The sequence below is a fragment of the Faecalibacterium sp. 9 genome (assembly GCF_048320955.1).
GTDB classification, from domain to species: domain Bacteria; phylum Bacillota; class Clostridia; order Oscillospirales; family Ruminococcaceae; genus Faecalibacterium; species Faecalibacterium wellingii.
In genome coordinates, this window is record NZ_JBLWGB010000001.1 from 483,088 (window position 1) to 501,258 (window position 18,171).

At 59.6% G+C, this 18,171-nt stretch carries 14 protein-coding genes; 4 read left to right on the forward strand and 10 right to left on the reverse strand.

Annotated features, from left to right (window positions below):
• Positions 1–3 precede the first annotated feature (3 nt).
• A complete protein-coding gene (locus ACKXF9_RS02270) occupies positions 4–2,061 on the reverse strand; it encodes an efflux RND transporter permease subunit (protein WP_418265170.1) in 2,058 nt (685 codons plus the stop codon).
• A gap of 338 nt (positions 2,062–2,399) precedes the next feature.
• Between ACKXF9_RS02270 and ACKXF9_RS02275 the strand changes: the two genes are divergently transcribed.
• From ACKXF9_RS02275 to ACKXF9_RS02285, 3 genes are all read left to right on the forward strand, one after another.
• A complete protein-coding gene (locus tag ACKXF9_RS02275) occupies positions 2,400–3,749 on the forward strand; it encodes an MATE family efflux transporter (RefSeq protein ID WP_418265171.1) in 1,350 nt (449 codons plus the stop codon).
• Between the two features lie 164 nt (positions 3,750–3,913).
• Complete coding sequence (locus ACKXF9_RS02280) at positions 3,914–4,891, forward strand: hypothetical protein (RefSeq protein WP_418265172.1); 978 nt, start codon at positions 3,914–3,916, stop codon at positions 4,889–4,891.
• A gap of 145 nt (positions 4,892–5,036) precedes the next feature.
• Entirely contained in the window at positions 5,037–5,774 is a 738-nt protein-coding gene (locus ACKXF9_RS02285; protein WP_418265173.1) for a Type 1 glutamine amidotransferase-like domain-containing protein, read from the forward strand.
• 88 nt (positions 5,775–5,862) lie between these two features.
• On the opposite strand, the gene ACKXF9_RS02290 is transcribed toward ACKXF9_RS02285, so the two are convergent.
• Positions 5,863–6,381, reverse strand: coding sequence for a hypothetical protein (locus tag ACKXF9_RS02290; RefSeq protein WP_418265174.1), 519 nt, complete (start codon positions 6,379–6,381; stop codon positions 5,863–5,865).
• A gap of 138 nt (positions 6,382–6,519) precedes the next feature.
• Between ACKXF9_RS02290 and ACKXF9_RS02295 the strand changes: the two genes are divergently transcribed.
• Positions 6,520–6,744: a helix-turn-helix domain-containing protein gene (locus ACKXF9_RS02295; protein ID WP_418265175.1), complete on the forward strand. Its 225-nt coding sequence runs from the start codon at positions 6,520–6,522 to the stop codon at positions 6,742–6,744.
• Positions 6,745–6,814: 70 nt separating this feature from the next.
• Here ACKXF9_RS02295 and ACKXF9_RS02300 read toward each other — a convergent pair whose 3' ends face one another.
• The 8 genes from ACKXF9_RS02300 to ACKXF9_RS02335 form a co-directional block, all read right to left on the reverse strand.
• A complete protein-coding gene (locus ACKXF9_RS02300; protein WP_418265176.1) occupies positions 6,815–10,105 on the reverse strand; it encodes an ATP-binding protein in 3,291 nt (1,096 codons plus the stop codon).
• Positions 10,102–10,698, reverse strand: a complete 597-nt coding sequence (locus tag ACKXF9_RS02305) for a DUF4194 domain-containing protein (RefSeq protein WP_418265177.1) — start codon at positions 10,696–10,698, stop codon at positions 10,102–10,104. Before ACKXF9_RS02305 ends, ACKXF9_RS02300 begins: the two co-directional genes overlap by 4 nt.
• Complete coding sequence (locus ACKXF9_RS02310; RefSeq protein WP_418265178.1) at positions 10,685–12,112, reverse strand: Wadjet anti-phage system protein JetA family protein; 1,428 nt, start codon at positions 12,110–12,112, stop codon at positions 10,685–10,687. The genes ACKXF9_RS02305 and ACKXF9_RS02310 overlap by 14 nt, the downstream gene beginning before the upstream one ends.
• 123 nt (positions 12,113–12,235) lie before the next feature.
• Positions 12,236–12,778, reverse strand: a complete 543-nt coding sequence (locus ACKXF9_RS02315) for a hypothetical protein (protein ID WP_418265179.1) — start codon at positions 12,776–12,778, stop codon at positions 12,236–12,238.
• A 291-nt stretch (positions 12,779–13,069) separates the two neighbouring features.
• The gene (locus tag ACKXF9_RS02320; protein ID WP_418265180.1) at positions 13,070–14,317 is read right to left on the reverse strand and encodes a carboxynorspermidine decarboxylase; all 1,248 of its coding nucleotides are present in this window, start codon (positions 14,315–14,317) and stop codon (positions 13,070–13,072) included.
• On the reverse strand, positions 14,317–15,576 hold the full coding sequence (locus tag ACKXF9_RS02325) for a saccharopine dehydrogenase family protein (RefSeq protein WP_249237608.1): 1,260 nt from the start codon (positions 15,574–15,576) through the stop codon (positions 14,317–14,319). Before ACKXF9_RS02325 ends, ACKXF9_RS02320 begins: the two co-directional genes overlap by 1 nt.
• Positions 15,577–15,603: 27 nt before the next feature.
• Positions 15,604–16,455 (reverse strand): polyamine aminopropyltransferase, encoded by an 852-nt coding sequence (gene speE / locus ACKXF9_RS02330; protein ID WP_249237609.1) that lies wholly within the window; start codon positions 16,453–16,455, stop codon positions 15,604–15,606.
• A 13-nt stretch (positions 16,456–16,468) separates the two neighbouring features.
• Positions 16,469–17,926: an aminotransferase class I/II-fold pyridoxal phosphate-dependent enzyme gene (locus tag ACKXF9_RS02335; protein WP_249237610.1), complete on the reverse strand. Its 1,458-nt coding sequence runs from the start codon at positions 17,924–17,926 to the stop codon at positions 16,469–16,471.
• Positions 17,927–18,171 lie beyond the last annotated feature (245 nt).

The window sequence follows — 18,171 nt, forward strand, 5'->3', positions numbered from 1 at the left end:
CGGTCAAGCCTCCTTCGGCTGTTTTTTCTTTTTTATAATGAGCGGGTCGGCCAGATACAAAAAGCCCGGCAGTGCCGAAAGCACGATGGCCAGCGACACCAGACTGCCCACGCCCAGAAAATTGCCCAGCTGGCCCAGCAGCTGGTTTGTGGAAATGGCTCCCATCAAAAAGCCCACCACCGCCATGGCGCTGCCGGTGGTGCTGACCGAGGTGGTCACGGCGGACACCGTGGCCGCAACGGCTTCTTTGCGGCCCAGCGTCTCCCGGAACTCCTGATAGCGGTCGGAGAAGAGGATGGCGTAATCCACCGTAGCGCCCAGCTGCACCGAGCTGATGATGAGGTAGGCAATGTAAAACACGTACTGGCCCCGGAAGTACGGGATGGCCAGATTGATCCAGATGGCAGTCTCAATGCTGAGCACCAGGATCACCGGCAGCAGCAGCTGGCGCTTCATGAGGAGCAGGATCAGGAACACCGCGCCGATGGCCAGCAGGTTCACCTTGACCATGTCGGCCGTGATGGTGTCCATCAGGTCATAGGTGCTCACGCCCTGACCGGCCAGATAATAATTGTCCGGGTAATATTGCTGCACCGTGGCGCGCACCCGCTCCACCAGCGCAAAGGCCCCATCACCCTCGGTGTCGGCGTCCACGGTCAGCACCATGCGGGTGTAGCCGCCGGAGACCAGCAGCCCCAGCGTATCCCCGGGCACGAACTCCGGCGGGATGGACGCGCCTGCGTTGTCCACATAAGAAAGGATGCCGGTCACCTCCGGGATGGCGTGCAGTGCATCCGAAAGCTTTTGCTGCGTGGCGGTGTCGCCCTCCGGCACCAGTACAACGTAGGTGTCGCTGCGGCCAAAGGTCTCCTCGATGGCGGCGGTGTCCGCACCCAGACGGGTATTCTCGCCAAACATGTGGGCGGCACCGTAGTAATACTGGTTCGAGTTGGAGGCCAGATAGCTGGGCACCATCAGGATGACCAGTACCAGTGCCATGGGCAGCATGATGCGGGCCACAAAGCGGCCGAACTTGTCAAAGCCGGGCAGCAGGGGCCTGTGGTGGGTCTTATCCATCCACTTGTAGCAAGCCAGCGTCAGCGCAGGCATGAAGGTGAACACGGTGACAAGGCTCAGCACCACGCCCTTTGCCAGCGCAAGGCCCAGATCCGGGCCGATCTGGAACTGCATGAGCACCAGTGCCAGAAAGCCGATGACGGTGGTCAGGCCGCTGGACAGGATGGAGCCGGTGGATCTGCACAGGGCGTCCACCATGCAGTCCTCCGGGCTGGCACCGGGGTTTTCGGCCCGGCACTCCGCAAAACGGTGGATCAGGAACACCGAGTAGTCCAGCGAAACCGCCAGCTGCAGGATGCTGCCCGCCGCATTGGTGACAAAGGAGATGGTGCCAAAGATGAGGTTCGTGCCGTTGTTGAGCAGGATGGCCGCCCCCAGACCCGTCAGCACCAGCAGCGGCTCTGCCCAGGAATCGGTGGTCAGGATCAGGATGAACAGCACATACACCACCGCGATGGCGGCGATCTTTGCCACCTCGGTCACGGTGGAGTTGGTGGCAACGGCAGTGGAGACCGCCGCGCCCTCCAGCGCGTTGCCCTCCCCGATCAGCTCCCGCACGGCAGCCACAGCTTCCAGACGCTTCTCGTCCTCCACTGTCACGGTGAACAGGGCGCAGCCATCCTTATAATAGCTCTCCACCGTGGCGGTGTCCTGCATCTGCAAAGGCACCGTCACATCCAGACTGTCGTCCAGCCATGCAACGGAGGACACTCCGTCGATGGCGGCAAGCTTTTCCTTGTATTCCAGCGCCTGCGGCACTGTCACATCCCGCACCATGACCCGCATGTTGGGGATGCCGCCGGTGAAAGCACCGTTCATCACCTCGATGGCGGTGGTGGAGGGGGATTCCGGCGGCAGGTAGTCGTTGATATCATAATCCACCTGCACCCGGCTTGTGGCAGCCATGCTCAGCACAGCCGCCAGTGCAAACACCGCCAGCACCAGCCTGCGGCGGCGCACGATGGCGGTATAAAAACGTTTCATCAAAACAGGAGTTCTCCTTTCCGGATCCATAAAAAAACTTTTATCATTCTAACAGGTTTGATAAACGTTGGGAAGAGACAGTTTATGAATTTTGGCCCCGAATGCCGATTTTTTTGGTTTTTCTGCCTTGACAACAAAAATAAATTCTGATATACTCTTTTTCGGTTCATTGGAGGACCGTTTTCAACGTAATTTGAAACGGGCCGGATAAGATGCCGTGCAGACAGCGCCCCGCCGGAGGTTTCGTTGCCGTAGTGACGAAGCAGATCGAGGCAGGGCGTGCACTCGCGGACATTTATCCGGCCCGTTTTTGCACCTTGTGCAGAAAGGAGGACGCCATGTCCAAGCAGCGGATCCAGCTTTCCGATCACTTTACCTATCCCCGCCTTTTGCGGTTCGTGCTGCCCTGTATCGGCACCATGCTGTTCACCTCCATCTACGGCATCGTGGACGGCCTGTGTGTCTCCAACTTTGTGGGCAAGACGGCCTTTGCGGCGGTCAACCTCATCATGCCGCTGCCCATGTTGCTGGGCACCATCGGCTTTATGCTGGGCACCGGCGGCAGTGCCATCGTGGGCATCACGCTGGGCGAGGGCGACCAGAAAAAGGCCGACCGCTATTTCACCCTGTTCCTGCTGGCGGCTCTGGTCTCGGTCAGTGTGCTGGCGGTGCTGGGCATTGTGTTCCTGCGGCCCATTGCCGTGCTGCTGGGTGCAAAGGGAGAGCTTTTGGACTACGCGGTGCGCTACGGACGCATCCTGATGGTGTCCCTGCCCACCTTTGCGCTGCAGAATATGTTCCAGAGCTTTTTTGTCACCGCCGAAAAGCCGCACCTCGGCTTCTGGTTCACCGTGGGCGCAGGCTGCACCAACATGGTGCTGGATGTGCTGATGGTGGGCGTCTGGGGCTGGGGCGTGGAGGGCGCTGCCATTGCCACCTTTATCAGCCAGCTGGTGGGCGGCGTGCTGCCGGTGTTCTACTTCATCGACCGCAGCAACACCAGCCGCCTGCACCTGTGCCAGACGAAAGTTTATGGCGGCGTGCTGCGGGACGCCTGCATCAACGGCTCTTCCGAGCTGATGACCAACCTTTCCATGTCGCTGGTCAATATCCTGTATAACTTCCAGCTGCTGCGTCTGGCCGGTGAGAACGGCGTGGCCGCCTACGGCGTCATCATGTACGCAGCCTTCCTGTTCGTGGCGGTGTTCGTGGGCTATGCCGTAGGCAGTGCGCCCATCGTCAGCTTCCACTACGGTGCCCGCAACCACGCCGAGGTGCACAATCTCTACCGCAAGAGCCTGCGGCTCATCGCCGTGGTGGCTGTGACCCTGACGCTGGCTTCCATGTTCATCATCCCCTGTGTGGCGCGCGTTTTCGTGGGCTACGACGCGGAGCTGCTGGCTCTGACCAGCCGGGCCTTCCGGCTGTATGCGCTGAGCTTCCTCATCATGGGCTTCAACGTGTACGCGTCCTCCTTCTTCACGGCGCTGGGCGACGGCGTGACCAGCGCACTGATCTCTTTTTTGCGCACGCTGGCGTTTCAGGTGATCGCCATTCTCCTGCTGCCGATGCTGCTGGGCATCGACGGCATCTGGCTGGCCGTCACCGCCGCCGAGCTGGCGGCTCTGGCCGTGAGCGCCGCCATGCTCCTCACCAAGGACAAGGTGTTCCATTACCGAAAGGTGTAAGCAGTTCATCTATATTCTTTCCATTAAACGTAACCGCAGAAATTCGACAAATAAACGAATTTCTGCGTTTATTTTTGTCTATCATCTCCATTGAAGCCCGCATAAGACCATATTATACTTAATCAAGATAATGTTTTTGGGCTTTGTTCGCAAGGAGGTTTTATATGAAACGCAGAAAATTTCTGGTCTCGTTACTGCTGGCACTGCTTATGCTTCCGTTACATGTATTCGCTGAAGAACCCACCTATGCATTTACCGATGCGGAAGTTCTTGCACGTGGACAGCTGTATTATTCTTCTCTAAACCAGTTTTTCAGCAATGTTGCAAATGATAACGGCAATGCCGCCGAAGTTACCTTGACCGGTGCCATTGGTTTTTGTGACACAGATTACTGGGTTCAAAGCGAGTTTGATGCAAGAGTTGCTCAGGGTACTACATATGGTCCTTGTCTTTATATCGAGTATGTTGTGACCGACCAGAACGGCCACAGTAAAACCGGCTATTCCTATGATTTGCTACCCGTTGGCGGACATTTCAACGAAGGTCTTGCCAAACTCAACTATACAACTGCTGTTAAAAACTTTTCGGGTGGTTCCGGCATCAGCATTTTAGGAAACGGCTTTATCAAAGACTCTCTCAATTACAACGTCCGCATTGACCTTTCTGATTATGCCGCCAAAGGATACTCCACTACTAAAACACAGGTCAATGCTGCCCGTGCGGCAAAAGCGGCTTCTATTGTGGAAACACCTGAGCGCTACTACGCCAACCTTGAAAAACTTTTAATGACATTTGATTCCAATACTCAGACAAACGAAGTTATCGTTTGCGTAAAGGGCATCTATACAGATGATGAACTTGCTTCTATCAGCTATACTGATGACAGTAAGATTCAGTACTGGCTGGACTACACTACCGTAAATCTCAACTTGAAACAGGTTCGTGTTAAGAAAGCCTACTCTGTACTTGGCTCTATTACTGTTATCGGCAATGCAAGTGAATATAATAAAATGGCTTTGATTGCAAACGGCAGAGATCCTTCTTACACCGAGATTGCACCCGGTATGTATCGCAATGCGGATGGCTGGACAGTTTTCCGTGTCAATCTGAGCGATTATACCGCCAAAGGCTATGTTTACTGAACTTTAATTTCTTCTAAAAATCCCCTGCTTTCTGCGAAACGGCGAAAAGCAGGGGATTTTTTTGGTGATTCTGGCTCTGCCGCTGCAGGGCAAATCGTGTTAGAATGGACACAGCTTTTTATTCACTGTTTTACGAGGGATCATTATGACATTGTTTTTGACCAGCAGCCCCAGCGGCTGCCCCTTTGAGCCGGGGCCGGATATTCCGGTGCTGGACACGCGCAACCACTTTGTGGCAAACCTGCGGGCCGTCTGGCCGGACCACGCCGTGCTGGGCCTTGCCATTGCGGCAGACCCCCACGCCTACGCGCAGAACGACGAGATGTGCCGGGTGTTTGCCCAGAGCTTTGCGAATGCCCACCTGCCCCTGACGGCGCTCATTCCCTGCGACGCCCGCAACGCCGAGGAGATCGGTTCTCTTCTGTCCCAGAGCGGCTTTGTGATGCTGTGCGGCGGGCATGTGCCCACCCAGAACCACTTTTTTGCTCAGCTGGGCCTGCCGGGGCTTTTCCACGGTTACCACGGCATTGTGATGGGCGTGAGTGCCGGCAGCATGAACGCCGCCCACATCGTGTACGCCGCACCCGAGGAACCGGGCGAAGCCGCCGACCCTCATTACTCCCGCTGGATGAACGGCCTTGGCCTGACCGAGACCCGCATCCTGCCCCACTACCAGTTCATCCGGGATCATGTGCTGGACGGACAGAAGGTGGAGGATATCGCCCTTGCCGACAGCAAAAAGCGGCATTTTCTCGCTTTGCCGGACGGCTCGTATGTCCTGTGCGCCGACGGCAGCGAGGCGCTGTACGGCAAAGGCTGGTACTTTGCCGATGGCACCATGGAAGAGATCAATGAAGATGAGGATGTGCTGCCCTTGCGGTAAAGCATGACAAAAAGAGAACACCCGCTGCATCCGCAGCGGGTGTTCTTTTGTTGAGCAGCGGACATTTGCCCGCCGCATCCTATATTGTTTACTTTTGTATCATTTCCGTCACATAGACGATATATACACTGCCCCCAATATTTTTTGCTGTAACGCAGACTGCGTTCAACTTATAGCCGGGTGCAGTTACTTCCACATCTCGTTTCACCCGTGCCAGCAATTCTGCCGAAGGATTCTCAAAATTTTTCAGTTGTTCCGCCGTGATCGCAACCATCCGGAACATCGCGTCCGAATCAAAGCTATCACTGTCGATCATCGGCCGGACCATCCACTTCTCACCGTTCGCGCCTTCTTCCGGGGCAAACATCGTATAATTCAAACTGATTCTTCCAGTTTGATCGACCTTTTCCCAAACAACATTTGCCTTATTCCGCAGGCTTTCCTCATTTGCAAACTCTGTTCCAAGTGCTTTGTTCACGGTAGAGAGGACCGTTTTTTCTGCCTGTGCCGGGTCAACATTGCTCATAGAACCGCCGCCGCATGCAGTAAGCATTGACAGCACTGCCACACACATCACAAGAAATAAACCGATTTTTGTTCTACGCATAATTCTTCCTCCAACTTGATTTTTCCGCACAAAATTTTATTCATGCGGTCCTTATGCATCTATATTAACGGTATTTCCGTTAAAAATCAAGATGTTGCCCAATACTTTGTAGACTTTTTTACAAAGGGGGCAATCACCATGCTGTATACGACCCGTATCCGCGCTCTTCGTGATGATCACGATTTGAACCAGACTCAGGTAGCCAATGCGATCCATGTTGCGCAAACCACCTATTCCGACTACGAAAAAGGTAAGGTGCGGATTCCCGTAGAATGTCTGATTGAACTTGCCAAATTCTACAACGTTGATATGAACTATATTACCGGCGTCAGTGATGTTGCCAATTCTTTTCCCGTAAAATAATTATTAAGATATTTATCAGCAAAAAATGCACCCCGATCTCCAAATCATCGAGGTGCATTTTCTTGCTATTTTATTTTGTCAGCCGTACAAACGGTGCAATAGCATTGGCGTCGCCGTGGCGGACGATGGAATAGGTGATGTCGCAGTAGGGCTGGATGGCGGTGCTCTTTTCCACGGTGGAGATGAGCAGCACCTGCAGCTGCAGGCGGCGGAACAGCTCCATCATGGGGCGGATGCGGTCGCTGGTCATCTTGCTGAAGGCTTCGTCCAGCAGCACAAGGCGGATGCTGTTCTCGCTCTTCTCATAAATTTGCAGCAGAGACGCGCAGATGGCCACATAGAAGGGGGCCTGATTCTCGCCGCCGGAGGAATCGCGGCTGACCCGGGACAGGTACGCCTGCTGGCCGGTGACCCGGTTGGTCACCTTGATGTCGTAGTCCAGATAGGTGCGGTAGTCCACATAGTCCGAGAGGGTCACGCCGCCGGTGCGGCCCTCCTGCCGGGCGCGGGTGTTCTCGTCCACGTCCGCCATGATCTTTTCCATCAGCTCGTCCACCTGCCGCTCATAGGCCGGGTCGGCGGTGGCGGCAAGGTTGTCCAGCGAGTCGCCCTCGGTCATCTGCTGGTTGCCCTTGTCCACGATGACCTGATAGAAGGCCGCCAGCTGCGGGTCGCGGCTGGGCTCCAGCTCAAAGCGGTAGACCTCCTCGCCGTAGGTCAGCTGCTCCATCACCTTGTTCAGCTCCCGGAACTGCCGCCGGGCGTTGAAGATATCGTCCTTCATGCGGAACAGGATATCCTTGCGGAAGCGGTCCTTGCAGTCCCGCTGGGCCTGTTCCAGACGGGCGGCATAGCGTTCCAGATCGATGCGCACAAGGCTCTCGTGCTGGGCGCGGTACTGGTCCAGCCCTGCAAGGCCCAGCGGATAATCGCACACATAGTGCTCGTTGTAGGCCTTCTGGGCCGGTTCCAGCGTGCCGGTCAGATAGACGGCCAGCGCATCGTCCAGCTTGGCCTGCGCCTTTTCCGCAGCCTGTGCGGCGGCGCGTGGCTTATCTGCCGGGGCCAGCGCCAGCATCCGGGTGCGGGCCAGCGGCTCCACCAGCGGATGCGCCGCAAAGAAGCTCCGGGCAGCATCGGCGCTCTGCTGTGCCGTTTCCCCTGCCTTTTTCTGCTCCGCTTCGCAGGAGGCGATCTGCTTTTCGCACACGCGGATGTCGCCGCCCGCCTGCTCCACGGCGGCGCGGGCAGTCTCCCACGCGGCTTCGCGGGCTTCTTCCTCCTTGTAAAGCTGCTGCAGCAGCGGGTTCTCACGGCACTCGGTGAGCTTTGCTTCCTGCTCGGTCACAGCATTCTGTGCAGCAGTCAGGGCGGCACGGGCGTCCCACAAAGCAGCCAGCTCATCCAGCGCCGTGCCCCGCAGCAGGGTCTGGTACTGGTTATAGGCGGCTTTCAGGTTCTGTTCTGTCTGGGCGGCAGCACGGGCGCTTTCTCCCAGAGCTTCCAGCTCGGCCGCCAGCGCACCGGCGCGGGCGCGGCGGGCGTCCAGACCGATATAGCGCTGCGGGGTGCGCAGCCGTTCCAGCCGGAAGGGATGGTGGCGCAGAAGGTCGCGGGTGGCGCTGTCCGGATGCTGTTCCAGCGTATCGGGGGTGTCGCAGCAGACGATGCGGCCCAGAATGGTCTGGGCATACTGTGCAGCCAGCGGGTTTTCGCTGCTCACCTGCGCGGCAAGGCTGTCCGGGCCGTATTTGTCGGCGCGGCGGTTGGCCTTGCGGATGCCCGGGGTGTCCAGCAGGCTGATAGGCCCCACCTTGTCCTTCAGGGCCACGAAGGCGCTCTTGGCGGCTTCGTAGTGGGCGGGCGGCACAAGGATATCAAAGCGGCGGTCCCCAAGGCAGGCCTCCACGCAGTCCTGCCAGCTCTCATCCTCCACGTTCAGCAGCTCGCAGAAGATCTTCGCGTCCGGCTGCATGCCCCGGCTCTTCAGTTCGGCGTTGACCGCATCCCGCACCCGGGTGGCGGCATCGTCGTGGGGGTAGACCCACTTGCCGCCGGACACGGCGTCCAGCTCCGCACGCTTGCCGGTCTGCTCCCGGTGCAGGGCGGCGGTGTTCTGGCGGGCGGCAAAATAGGCTTCTTCCAGCGGCTTTTCCTGCGCGGAGAGCCACGCCGTCAGCTGCGGCAGCTCCTCGGCGGTGAGCGTTTCGGCCCGGATGCCGGATGCAAAGCCGCTGCGGCGCAGCACTGCCAGCAGGCTCTGGGTGCGGGTAAGGGCGCTTTCTGCCTTTTCGGCTTTGCGTGCGGCGGTGTCCCGCGCCGTTTTGCGGCGGGAAAGCTCCTCGGTCAGGGCGTCCAGTGCCCGGCCCTCGCCGCTGGCGCTGGCGGCACCGTGGGCAGAAAGATAGGCCCGGCGGGCTTCCGCTTCGGTGTTTTTGGCGTCCGCATAGCGGGCGTTCAGCTGTTCCAGCTGGCGGCGGCCCGCATCCAGATGCTCCTGCCAGACCGTCTGTTCGCCGCCGTCGGCAGCGGCGCGGGCCAGCAGCGCCGCGCCCCGGTTCACAAGGGTCTGGGTCTGCTTTTCGGCAGCTTCGCGGCCAAAGTTCACGATCTCTTCCAGCGCGTTGGCGCGGGTCTGGGCCTCGGCCAGCACGGCGTGCAGATTTTCCAGCTCCAGCCGGTCACCCTGCAGCGCGTCCAGATCCAGCTCCGGCTGGGGCAGGATGTACTGGTACAAAAACTCCCGGAAGTTGGGGATCTCGTCCATGCTGGTGCCCATCTGGAACACCTCGTTGAACTTTTTGCCCAGCGGGCTGGACGCCCGCCCGATGCCCAGCGCACGGCAGATGCGGTCCCGCGCTTCGCTGGGGCTGCGGGTGTAGGAGAGACGGCCCGTTGCGGGCTTGAAGTCCTCCTTTGCGCTGGGTGCACCGGTCTTGGGGTCGATGAAGGGCAGCTGTTCCAGCGTGCAGCCGTCCTCCGAAAGATACCATGTCTGGTCGCCGGGGTGCAGCTCCTGCATGGGGCCTTCGGACTCCACCCGCACCGCGATGACAAAGGGGGTGCGCTTGACGCTGTCCCAGAACTCGGCCCCGATATAGGCCACGGTATGGCCCGGGCGGCGGTAGGCGTTCTCGCCGCGCTGCTTGGCGTGGACAGAGCCCTGCAGGGTGCGTCCGCTCTTTTTATTGCCCAGCGCATTGAAATTGCGATTGGTGGTCAGGCAGTAGCGGATGGCGTCCAGAATGGTGGTCTTGCCCACGGCGTTGACGCCGATCATATAGGTCAGGCGGGCGCAGTCAAAGGTGACGTTTTCAAAGTTGTGCCAGTTGATGAGTTTCAGTCGCTTGAGTTCGATCATTCTTCACCCTCCCCTGCTTCGTCTGCACGTTCGTATAAGCCAAGCTCTGTGCGGGTGCGGCCGCTCTCGGCGGCGGCATCCGCAAGGTCGGCGTCCGGCAGGGCCAGCAGCACGGTGGGAAACACTTCAATGCGGCTGTCCAGCCCGGAAAGCCGGCCCACAGGCCGCGCCAGATTGTACCGGCGCAGGGTGCGCATCAGGTTTTCCAGCGTTTTCTGGTCCAGACGGCGGGGCAGGTTCATCTTCTGCAGCTCGGTCTGCACCTCTTCCACCGTCACCAGCACCTCGTCTGCATTGACGGCAAGGCTCTCGCGCTTTTGCAGGTACAAGAGCCGCAATACCAAAAGCAGGATGCTCTCATATTTCAGCAGCCGTGCCTGACTGCCCTCGTGGCCGTTGACCAGAGCCGCCGCCTGCAGGGGTGCCGGGTACAGCAGCACCGAATAGCCCAGCGGCGCGAACACAGCGCGGACCTCGTCCAGATGGTCCTGCACGTAGAGATATTTCGACCGCTGATCCTCCACGCTGCCCAGCAGAAAGCAGTGGTTCAGCAGGTAGTTTGCGGTTTCTTCCAGCATGTTAATGGTTGCCATTTTCTTCCTCCCTGCGGCGGGTGAGGACAAAGTCCTCAAAGCGGAAGCCGCCGCGCTCCACCCAATTGCCGGTGAGCTGAATATCGTAGTCCCGGTGCGGCGACTGCGAGTAGGTGTGCAGGCCGATGATGCGGGCAAAATCGCCCGGGTATTCCTCTGCCAGCGCCGACGCGTTCACCTGCGGGCGGGCGGCAAGGGCCTGCCGGGCCAGCAGGGCCACGTTCTCCTCGGTGACGGCAAGGCGGGCGTAGTCCAGCAGCAGCTGCTGTTCTCTGCGCAGCTGTTCCGGGTCAAAGGCTTCGGTGCGTACAGGAGCCAGCGGCTCGGCGGTGCGCTGGGCGGCGGGCGGATAGAGGAATTTCTCCCCGAACACTGCCGCCGGGTACAGGTGCAGCCGCTTTGCCACCGGGCCGTCGTCCGGCTCAAACAGCTGCTCCGGGGTGCGGATGTCCTCGGCGTAGCGGCGCAGCAGGGCGGTGACGCTGCCCTGCGACGAGCGGTCGCTCAGCAGCAGGAACTGTGCCCGCTGCACGGCCCGCTTGCGGTAGCGGATGTGGCTGGCGTCGATCTGGCGCATGAGCAGGCTCATCTCTTCCAGCGCGTCCCGCTGCTTCTGCAGCAGGGCTTTCACCCGGGGCGCAGCCTCGTTTGGGGCGCAGCGCTCCACCCGGGCGTAGTCCAGCGCCAGCCGGGGCAGCTGGTTTTCCTCGCAGTCGTCCAGCTCCTCTTCCAGATAGGCGCGGTAGTTGAACAGGTTGTCGCTGGTCTTGAAGCGATGATAGGCCGCCGCCACCACCTTTTCCTCGTACTGGTCGAACAGTTCCAGCACCTCCTGCGGGGTGCGGTTGCGGGTGAGACGGTCGATGTAGTGGCCGATGGAGGCGTTGAGTGCCCGGAGGGAACGGTTCAGGGCGTCAAGGTCTGCGTCCACCTCCCGCAGAACGTTCTCATAGGGGCTTTTTTCCTGCCCGATGCTGCCCAGCAGCTGCCACGCCTTGTACAGCTTGCCGGTGTAGGTGACTACGCGGGGGTTCAGGATCTCTTCCAGCGCTTCCAGCAGCGGGGCCACCTCCGGCACAAAGGCAAGGGACGCTTCACCCTCATAGCTGCCGGGGGTCTCTTCCAGCCAGCCGGTGCGGCGCAGCCGCAGCAGAAAGCCCACCGCCAGCGTGTGGGGGTCGCGGGTGGGCTGCTCGTCCTCATCGCCCGCACCGTCCGCGTCCAGCGCAAGGGGCTTTGCCAGCGCGGCAAAGTAATCTTCGGCACGGCTCACCGCCTCTGCCCGGGAGATGCTGTAGTCCGCCGTATGGCGGCATTCCTCCCAGAGCAGAAGCAGCAATTCGGCATAAAACGCCCGGTTCGGCCCCGCCAGCGGGCGGAACAGCCGCGGGGACACCAGTTCAAACAGCTGCATGGAAACGTCCTTTCTGTCTTGGTTCGATACCTTTTTATTGTACCACAGCAGGCGGGGTTTGTCACAAAAAGGCGAAAAAAAGCCCCGGAGGGCGGGTGCTCTCCGGGGCGGGATGTGATTCAATTACTGTGTATTCACTCTAAAGCCGATAGCAACATAGGTCTTGCCGTTGATGGTCTTTGCGCCAACGCCCAGCGCGGTAAGATCGGCTTTCTTACCAGTTAGCAGTGCCTTAAGCTGAAGAGCTTCCAAAGCATGCTTCAGGTCATTAATGTTCGTCTTGTCCGGCGTGATCATTTCTGCCTTATCCGCCTCATAGCAGAACTTCACACACGCATTGAAGGTGCTCTGCTCCGAGTCGTAACAAATCATTACCTGATTCTGGGTCGTTTCAGTCGGATATTCTTTCGCCCAAAGTTCTGTATAGCTCAGAGTTTCTTTGCCGGCCATTTTTCCAATATGATCGACAGCCAACTTCTTAATGGCGGCATCGTTTTCGAACTCACCAAAAGTCTTATTCAGTTCTGCCATATAGGCCTGCTCGACCTTGGCTTCAAACTCCGCGGTGGCTGCATCGTTGCCGCCACCGCCGCCACAGGCGGTGAACAGGAGCATGGTCAGCGCACCTGCCAAAAGCAGGGCAATGATCTTGGAAAGCTTCTTCATAGGGTATCCCTCCAGTCTGATGATTTTGTGGATATGTTTCTTTTTTGGGGGGTGTCCCCCTTTGTGTCACGGGGGTCTTTCTGCCCTAATTATATCCAACCGCCGACGGTTTTGTCAATCGGGAGCATCGCCAAACTTTCCCGAGACATTTCGTAGAAATCAACGAAAGCAGGTATTATTTGTTGCGCTTTTGAGATGTTTCGACCGGACTTCGCAAAGAATCTTTGCCGTCTGACATTTCCTGCCAGAAACCGGAGACGGAGCCCTGTTTTTGCGGCAGAGACAGCCCGCTTAAATTTGGACGGATGTTGTGGGCTGGGCGCTGCCGCCACGGCTCCCCAGACGGTACTTGAAATCCCCGTAGCCAAAGTGCGCCAGACGCCGGAGCGTCCCATCCGCGCACAGCTGCCAGATGTCCGGCAGGGGCATCCCGTTGAAGGTGTTGTTCTTGCAGGTGGAATAGATGGCCATATCGCCAAAGATGAGCCGCTGCCCCTCGGTGAGGGGGGCGGCAAAGCTGTAATCGCCGATCACATCTCCCGCAAGGCAGGTGGGCCCGCCCAGACGGACGGTGCAGGGCTTCTCCCCCGGTTCGCCCGCGTCCAGCAGCGGCGGGCGGTAGGGCATCTCGATGACGTCCGGCGTGTGGCAGGCGGCAGACAGATCCAGAATGGCAAGGCTGGTGTCGCCGTTTTGCAAAGTGTCCAGCACCGTGGTGACGAGATAGCCCGCGTTCAGCGCCCATGCCTCGCCCGGTTCCAGATACACCTGCACGCCGTATTTTGCCTGCATCCCGGTGATGCATTTTTCCAGCAGGGACAGGTCATAATCCGGGCGGGTGATGTGGTGCCCGCCGCCGAAATTGAGCCACTTCATGCGGGGCAGAAGGTCGCCGAAGGCGGCTTCCACCGCCGGGAGCGTCTCGGCCAGTGCATCGGCGTTCTGCTCGCACAGGGTGTGAAAGTGCAGGCCGTCCAGCAGGGCGGGCAGCTCCGGATGCTGCTGCAGGGCGGCATCCCACTGGGCGCGGGTGGTGCCAAGGCGGCTGCCCGGGGCGCAGGGGTCGTAGATCTCATGGCCGTCCTGCGTGGAGCGCTGCGGATTGATGCGCAGGCCCACGCTTTTGCCTGCCGCCTTTGCCGCCGGGCCGAACTTTGCCAGCTGGCTGGGCGAGTTGAACACGATGTGGTCGGCGTACTGCAGCAGCTCCGGGAACTCGTCCGCCCGGTAGGCCGCGCAGAACACATGGTTCTCCTTCTCCGGCAGCTCCTCCCGGCCAAGGCGGCTCTCGTACAGGCCGCTGGCTTCGGTGCCTGCCAGATAGGGCGCCAGCACCGGGTAGAGATCAAAGTTGGAGAATGCCTTCTGCGCCAGCAGGATGCGGCAGCCGGTGCGCTGCTGCACCCCCAGCAGAATTTCGCCGTTGCGGCGCAGCTGTGCTTCGTCCAGCAGATAGCAGGGCGTGGGCAGAGAGGCCAGTGCTTTGTCCGTCAGATTTGCAAGGCCCGCAAAGGGCGGGCGGCTGTCGTGCACCTGCATCAGTCCACCAGAGCCGGGCTGTGGCTCTCGGAACGGGGCAGGCCGTACTTGTCCAGAGCGTCCAGATACGGGTCCGGATCAAACTCTTCCACGGTGTGCACGCCCTTGGTGGTCCACTTGCCGGTGAGCAGCATCAGTGCGCCGCACATGGCAGGCACGCCGGTGGTGTAGCTGATGGCCTGACTGCCCACCTCCTTGTAGCACTCCTGATGGTCGCAGACGTTGTAGATGTAGTAGGTCTTTTCCTTGCCGTCCTTTTTGCCGGTGAAGATGCAGCCGATGTTGGTCTTGCCCTTGGTGCGGGGGCCGAGGCTGGCGGGGTCCGGCAGGAGCGCTTTCAGGAACTGGATGGGCACGATCTCCTGACCATTGAAGTTGACCGGGGTGGTGGACAGCATGCCCACATCCTCCAGACAGCGCATGTGGTCCAGATAGCTCTGGCCGAAGGTCATGAAGAAGCGGATGCGCTTTGCCTCCGGGATATTCTTTGCAAGGGACTCGATCTCCTCGTGGTGCAGCAGGTACATATCCTTATCGCCCACCTGATCGAAGTTGTACTCCCGCTTGATGCTCATGGCCGGGATCTCCACCCAGTGGCCGTTCTCCCAGTAGCTGCCGGGAGCAGACACCTCGCGCAGGTTGATCTCGGGGTTGAAGTTGGTGGCAAAGGCATAGCCGTGGTCGCCGCCGTTGCAGTCCAGAATGTCGATGGTGTCAATGGTATCGAACTCGTGCTTCTTGGCGTAGGCGCAGTAGGCCTGGGTGACGCCCGGGTCGAAGCCGCTGCCCAGCAGGGCGGTCAGGCCGGCTTCCTCGAACTTCTTGGCGTAGGCCCACTGCCAGCTGTAATCAAAGTAGGCAGAGAAACCGGCCTCCTTGCAGCGCTTCTCGTAGATGGCGCGCCACTGGGGGTCGTCGGTGTTCTCCGGCTCGTAGTTGGCGGTATCCATGTAGTTGACGCCGCAGGCAAGGCAGGCGTCCATGATGGTCAGGTCCTGATAGGGCAGGGCGATGTTCATTACGAGGTCGGGCTGATACGCCTTGATGAGGGCAATGACCTCTTCCACCTTGTCGGCGTCCACCTGTGCGGTGGTGATCTTGGTGGCGGTCTTGGGAGCCAGCTCTGCGGCCAGCTTGTCGCACTTGGACTTGGTACGGCTGGCGATGCAGATCTCGGTGAACACCTCGGGCACCTGACAGCACTTGTGGATGGCAACGGAGGCCACGCCGCCGCAGCCGATGATCAGAACTTTGCTCATTGTGATATCTCCTTTATTTTGAAACGATTATTCCACTTCTTCCAGCATCTGTTCCAGAAATGCCGGCAGGTAAAATGCACCCACATGCAGCTTGGTGGTGTAGTAGCGGGTGCGCATGTTCAGGGCCTTCCATGCCGCCGCATCCAGATCATCGATGGGATGATACTTCTTGCTTGCAAAGCCGAACAGCCAGTAGCCTGCGGCAAAGGTGGGGATGTGGGCCTGATACACCCGGCTGATGGGGAATGTGCTGGCAATGCGCTTGTGGCTGCGCTGCATGGCGCTGGCGTCCTCGGCGTAGAAGGGGCTGCCCTGCTGGTTGACCATGATGCCATCCTCTTTCAGGGCGTTGAAGCAGCTGCCATAGAACTCGCGGGTGAACAGACCCTCGGAGGGGCCGAAGGGGTCGGAGGAGTCCACGATGATGAGGTCGTACTCTTCCTCGCAGCGGCGGATGTACTTGAGCGCGTTCTCAAAGTAGATGTGCACCCGGCGGTCATCCATGCGGCAGGCATTGCCGGGCAGGTAGGCGCGGCAGGCTTCCACCACCTGCGGGTCCATCTCCACAAGGTCGATGCGCTCCACCCGGTCGTAGCGGGTCAGCTCCCGCACCACGCCGCCGTCGCCGGCACCGATGACAAGGATATCCTTGGCCTCCTTGTGCACCGCCATGGGCACGTGCACGATCATTTCATCGTAGATGAACTCGTCCCGCTCGGTCAGCATCACGTTGCCGTCCAGCGTGAGCACCCGGCCAAACTCCGGGGTCTCAAAGATGTCGATGCGCTGGTAATCGCTCTGCCGGGAATAGAGCTGTTTGTTCACCCGGATGCTGTGCTTTACGTCCGGGGTGTGAAACTCCGAAAACCAAAATTCCATCTGCGTTCCCTCCTTATGCCAGAACGTTCAGCCGCTCGATGTCCGGGTCCTCGGGACCGGTCATGCTGCAGCCCTTGGCCTTGGCGTACTCGATGTAGTTCAGGATCTCCTTTGTGATGCGCTCGCCGGGGGCCAGAATGGGGATGCCCGGCGGGTAGCACATGACGAACTCGCTGCACACCATGCCCTCGGTCTCCCGGAGGGGCAGGCTCTTTTTGGGGGCGTAGAAAGCCTCCTGCGGGCTGGCGGCCACAACGGGGTCGATGTATTCCTGACTCAGCAGGCCGGAGCCATCGGTCTGGTAGCGGCGCTTGATCTCGGCCAGTGCGCTGACCAGACGCTCCACCTCCTGCGGGCGGTCGCCGATGGAAAGATAGGCAAGGATGTTGCCGATATCGCCGAACTCGATCTGGATGTCGTACTCGTCCCGCAGGATGTCGTAGACCTCGATGCCCGCAAGGCCGATATCCAGCGTGTGGACGCTGAGCTTGGTGGTGTCAAAGTCAAAGACGGAGTTGCCGTTGCACAGCTCCTTGCCAAAGGCGTAGTAGCCGCCCACGGCGTTGATCTCCTCCCGGGCATACTCGGCCATGTCTGCCACCTGGTGGAACACCTGCCGGCCCCGCAAAGCAAGGTTGCGGCGGGAGATATCCAGACTGGACATGAGCAGGTAGCTGCCGGAGGTGGTCTGGGTCAGGTTGATGATCTGCCGCACATAGCCCGGGTGCACGTTGGGGCCGATGAGCAGCAGGCTGGACTGGGTCAGGCTGCCGCCGCTTTTGTGCATGGAAACGGAGGCCATATCCGCGCCCGCCGCCATGGCAGACACCGGCAGGCCGCCGCCGAAGTAGAAGTGGGTGCCGTGGGCTTCGTCCGCAAGGCAGAGCATCCCGGCGTCGTGGGCCATCTTGACGATGGCGCGCAGGTCGGAGCAGATGCCGTAGTAGGTGGGGTTGTTCACCAGCACGGCCACCGCATTGGGATGCTCCCGGATGGCCTTTTCCACCTGTTCCCGCTTCATGCCCAGCGAAATGCCAAGGCGCTTGTCCACCTCGGGGTTCACGTACACCGGTACCGCGCCGCACAGCACCAGCGCGTTCAGCACGCTGCGGTGCACGTTGCGGGGCAGGATGATCTCATCGCCCCGCTTGCAGGCGGTGAGCACCATGCTCTGCACGCTGCTGGTGGTACCGCCCACCATGAGGAACGCGTGGGCAGCGCCAAAGGCGTCTGCTGCCAGCTCCTCTGCTTCCCGGATGACCGATACCGGGTGGCAGAGATTATCCAGCGGCTTCATGCTGTTCACGTCCACACCCACGCACTGCTGGCCCAGAAAGGCCGTCAGTTCCGGGTTGCCGCGGCCCCGCTTGTGTCCGGGCACATCAAAGGGCACCACCCGCATCTTCCGGAACCGCTCCAGCGCCTCGTAAATGGGGGCGCGGTTCTGGTTGAGCTTTTGTTTTTTATTCATCCATTCCACCTCTTTTTTACGACCCGGCACACAAAAAAACACGGGCCGGCTGAACAGCACAAAGACCGTTCTGCTGACCCGTGAAGGCAGTTCCCAATGTTCCCCTGCCCAAAGCGCGCCAAATTTCCCGGCGCATTGCGCGGGAAACAGAAGCAGGCTATTGCGGCAGGACATCGAGATGAAGTTTTGTCAGAGTCTATATAGCACTTACTACTTTTACTACTCTTATTGACCGTTTCACAAGT

Coding starts and splice junctions, on each gene's coding strand:
- ACKXF9_RS02270 (WP_418265170.1), bottom strand. CDS start 2,061: ATGAAACGTTTTTATACCGCCATCGTGCGCCGCCGCAGGCTGGTGCTG.
- ACKXF9_RS02275 (WP_418265171.1), top strand. CDS start 2,400: ATGTCCAAGCAGCGGATCCAGCTTTCCGATCACTTTACCTATCCCCGC.
- ACKXF9_RS02280 (WP_418265172.1), top strand. CDS start 3,914: ATGAAACGCAGAAAATTTCTGGTCTCGTTACTGCTGGCACTGCTTATG.
- ACKXF9_RS02285 (WP_418265173.1), top strand. CDS start 5,037: ATGACATTGTTTTTGACCAGCAGCCCCAGCGGCTGCCCCTTTGAGCCG.
- ACKXF9_RS02290 (WP_418265174.1), bottom strand. CDS start 6,381: ATGCGTAGAACAAAAATCGGTTTATTTCTTGTGATGTGTGTGGCAGTG.
- ACKXF9_RS02295 (WP_418265175.1), top strand. CDS start 6,520: ATGCTGTATACGACCCGTATCCGCGCTCTTCGTGATGATCACGATTTG.
- ACKXF9_RS02300 (WP_418265176.1), bottom strand. CDS start 10,105: ATGATCGAACTCAAGCGACTGAAACTCATCAACTGGCACAACTTTGAA.
- ACKXF9_RS02305 (WP_418265177.1), bottom strand. CDS start 10,698: ATGGCAACCATTAACATGCTGGAAGAAACCGCAAACTACCTGCTGAAC.
- ACKXF9_RS02310 (WP_418265178.1), bottom strand. CDS start 12,112: ATGCAGCTGTTTGAACTGGTGTCCCCGCGGCTGTTCCGCCCGCTGGCG.
- ACKXF9_RS02315 (WP_418265179.1), bottom strand. CDS start 12,778: ATGAAGAAGCTTTCCAAGATCATTGCCCTGCTTTTGGCAGGTGCGCTG.
- ACKXF9_RS02320 (WP_418265180.1), bottom strand. CDS start 14,317: ATGCAGGTGCACGACAGCCGCCCGCCCTTTGCGGGCCTTGCAAATCTG.
- ACKXF9_RS02325 (WP_249237608.1), bottom strand. CDS start 15,576: ATGAGCAAAGTTCTGATCATCGGCTGCGGCGGCGTGGCCTCCGTTGCC.
- speE (WP_249237609.1), bottom strand. CDS start 16,455: ATGGAATTTTGGTTTTCGGAGTTTCACACCCCGGACGTAAAGCACAGC.
- ACKXF9_RS02335 (WP_249237610.1), bottom strand. CDS start 17,926: ATGAATAAAAAACAAAAGCTCAACCAGAACCGCGCCCCCATTTACGAG.